Origin of the sequence: Robiginitalea sp. (genome assembly GCF_049588695.1) — a bacterium.
GTDB lineage: Bacteria > Bacteroidota > Bacteroidia > Flavobacteriales > Flavobacteriaceae > Robiginitalea.
On the sequence record NZ_JBAVZJ010000360.1, the window covers coordinates 1 to 3,908 of the forward strand.

The 3,908-nt window shown below is 45.3% G+C and carries 1 protein-coding gene and 1 pseudogene; both read left to right on the forward strand.

Annotated elements, in window-relative coordinates:
- Window positions 1–1,510: gliding motility-associated C-terminal domain-containing protein (locus WBV75_RS08705; protein ID WP_424120240.1), on the forward strand; the 1,510-nt coding region annotated here is incomplete at its 5' end.
- A 1,028-nt stretch (window positions 1,511–2,538) separates the two neighbouring features.
- Window positions 2,539–3,908: pseudogene (locus WBV75_RS08710) on the forward strand (hypothetical protein); the annotation flags it as partial.

Sequence of the window (3,908 nt, forward strand, 5' to 3'; positions counted from 1 at the left end):
GTATACAACTTCCTCGGCACAGCCGCCCTGTTCAAATCAATCGGTGGAAGTGCTCATTACAGTTACGAACTGTGATGCCGATACTGATGGGGACGGGCTTTTTGATGGCGTCGAGGCTTCCCTGGGAACTGACCCCAATAATCCTGATACGGATGGGGATGGCATTGACGATGGAACAGAGGTGGGAGCCGATCCTGACAACCCTGAAAATGAGGACGGAGACAACATTATCGATGCCCTTGACTCAAATATACTTGATACGGACGCTGATGGAGTAAACGATCAGCAAGATCCTGCAAACGACAATCCCTGTATACCGGATAATTTCAACCTGGGTTGCGATTCCGATGGCGATGGGATCAGTGATGGTGAAGAGCTGGAAAACGGATCGGATCCTCTGGACCCCTGCAGCCCAAACTTTAGTGTAGATTGTGAACCAGATCCCATTGACCTTGAAGTATTGAAATCCATTGATAATCCCCAGGCTTCGGTTGGGGATGAAGTGAACTTTACAATCAGTCTTAGCAACCTGACGGATACCCAGGCGGCAGCTGTCAAGGTAGGGGATTTTCTGGAATCGGGCTTTGATTATATTGGACATACCACTTCACTAGGAGCCTACGACCCAACAACGGGAATTTGGTCGATACAGGAATTAGAGCCGCAATCTTCTGAATCCCTGGAAATACGGGCAACAGTGGTCGAGAACGGTTTATATACCAATACGGCTGAATTATTGGAATCCTTCCCTTTAGACGATAACCCTTCCAACGATATAAGTACAGTGACCCTGGAGCTAGGAGTGCCAGATGGTGCAGACCTGGTTTTGGAGAAATTCGCATCGGTCGATGGCGGAAAGTTTTTAAGGAGACGGATAGCACCACTTACGGGATCAAGGGTGATTTTTCTGGTGATCGTCCGCAACGATTCAGATGAAGGTGTTGTGAGCAATATTCGGGTAGAAGACTTTATAGGACCGGTAGCGGAGAGCGGTTTTGAATATCTCTATCATGTTTTTTCGCCTATCCAGGGTAATTCATACAACCTGGATACAGGTATTTGGACCATCCAAAGTCTGGGTCCCGGGCAACAAGCAGAATTGCGAATCGCGGTAACGGTCCCCAGAGAAGGTGATTTTGTCAATAGTGCCAGAATTCTCAGTTCATTCCCCCCGGACCCACAACCTTCCAATAATATTGACAGTATAGAGGTCGATGTAAACAATCCCCTCGATGTGCCAGCGGGCTTTGTTTTTAACCAGTTTTCACCCAACGGGGATGGAGTAAATGATTTCCTGGTCATTCGAGAAATTGCCGCTTTCCCGGCGAGTAGCATTCAGATCTTCAATCGTTATGGACAGCAAATTTTTGAAGATAGAAATATGGTAGAAGACCAGTTATGGAATGGAACCCAAAATGGGGAGCAAGCACCCGAAGGGACGTATTACTATATTTTGGATCTGGGGGCTGAAATCGGGACTACAAAAGGTTGGATTCAGCTTATACGTTAGTTACACGCTTTATTCCGTGAGACCCACTTATACTTAAGGCCTGTCCTTTGGCCCTATTGAGGGGTACATTTTACATTCTTAAATTTAGGTCTGAACCTTGAATTTAACCTTCTAAAAGAGGTGATGTAATCATTGTATATTTTACCGTTGCACTCTCGTTTAGATACCATCACAAAAGGCTTATCGATAAAATGCAGGATACCTAATCTCAGGAAAGGGTAGCACAAGCCTCCATACGGCAAACTTCACAACCCAAGTTTATTGCGATTGATTTCTCAGAGCAGTTTTAACTCGCAGACCAGAAAGTGATTTTATAAGCATAAACTATTAGGGCTGATGTAATATCGACACGATGAATTATTAGATCCGTTCAGCGTTTTTAAACTGTTCTTATTTCTATGCTGATCTTTAGAACTGCAAGGTCAGTGCGCTATTTTGAGGGTGGATTTTTTGGCCTACATCGATAGCAAAATATCTGCAGGGAGCATACACTTCTTCAGAGAATCAATATTATCAGTCCGGACCTACCGTAATTAAAGGTGTGTTAATGGTTGGTAATACACTTGTTGAGTTCGAAATTAACAGTTGGGTTCTACGCCTCAGCAGAACATTATTGCATATGGACCGATTACTAATCTGTTAAACATGAATTGAGGTTCCTACCAATCTTTTCACCAAAGGGATTTACAAGGTAATAAACCATTCTGAAATAGAAATTATTAGCTCAAAACATCTGCAAATAGGGGCTTAATCGACAAACGGTATTGTTTTGACCTCAAAATTGTGTCACTATACACTGCATTTGAGAGCCTTCACAACAATAATTTCCCACCCCTGTACCTACGGTTAATTTTGTAAGGTATTATTCTGTCTTATAACCAGCAGATATAATTATAAATGCCATTTAAAGTGCAAGTGACCAAAGGAATCATATCGTTTACAGGTGATATACAATATAAATCAATCGAACCAAACTGCCCATTTCCATTTTCCCCCGGTTGGAGCCGTCTAAAGCAAAATCTAGTACGATGAAAAAGTTTTATGTACTGCTTTTTTTACTCCTGGTCTCCGGATTAGGATTTTCCCAGACTACAGTTACCCTGGAAGATCAATGTAATTGTGAAGTCCTGAGTGGAACCGATGTTTCAGCAGCGGGCGCAATTACACCCTCGGGTGCCGATATCGGGGATATATACGTAAACACAAATACCGGTACCATTTATTTCTGGGACGGTGATTCATGGGAACGCACATCCACCGATACGAATACAACCAATGTAACATTGGCTGTTGTGGGTACAGACCTTGTACTTACCGACAGCGATGGGAATTCTGTAAGTCTGCCCATTGCCGATATTGGAGCCCTCACAGATACTGATGACCAAACGGCCGCTGAGGTAAGCTTCGACAACACGACCTCGGGATTGGCGGCCACGAATGTGCAGCAGGCCATCGATGAGATCAACGCGGCAGCAGGCACTGTATCCCTGACGGACAACGGTAACGGCACCTATGACTTTACCGATGCCTCGGGTACGACCACGACCATAGCAGATACTTCGGTTTCTACCCTGGTCGACAACGGAGACGGGACCTATACCTATACAGATGAATTGGGAGTGTCCCAGACGATCGATACGAATGCTTCGAGTAATCCTTATGACAACACGACCTCGGGATTGGCGGCTTCCAATGTGCAAGCTGCGGTAGATGAACTTGCAACTAATGCAGCAGCCGATACCGATCAGGTGGTCGGGAATGAATATAACACCAATGTATTGGTGAATGCCGGAGCTGTAGAGGTGACCGATGGGGGAGGAACGCTATCTGCTGATCTCATCAGTACAGACCTTAACAACGATATTGTGGCGGGCACCGATGGTGCATTGTATCTAAATGTCGCTTCCGTGACGATTTCAGAAACTATTACCAATCTTACAGACAATGGGGACGGAACCCTCACATACGTTAATGAAAGCGGAGCTTCACAAACGGTTAACAAGTCTGATATCACAGACAATGCCGATGGCACGTATACCTTTACCAACAATGATGGTTCAGATGTTATTCTCGATACGCGGGCAGCTTCAAACTTCTATGACGATACTACCAGCGGACTGGGAGTTGCCAATGTACAGGATGCCATAGATGCCTTGTCCTTTGGAAGTACAGATGACCAGGCCCTGAGCCTGAGTGGTAACACCCTGACCTTGGAAGACGGAGGTACTGTAGACCTGACGCCATATCTTGACAACACTGATGACCAGCAGATCACAGACTTCAGCCTGAGCGGAAATATTGTAACCCTCACCCTGGAAGACGGAGGAACCCAAACGATTGACTTAAGTGGGTTTGTTTCCACGGACGATCAGGACCTTACGGGTGCAACCCTTACGGG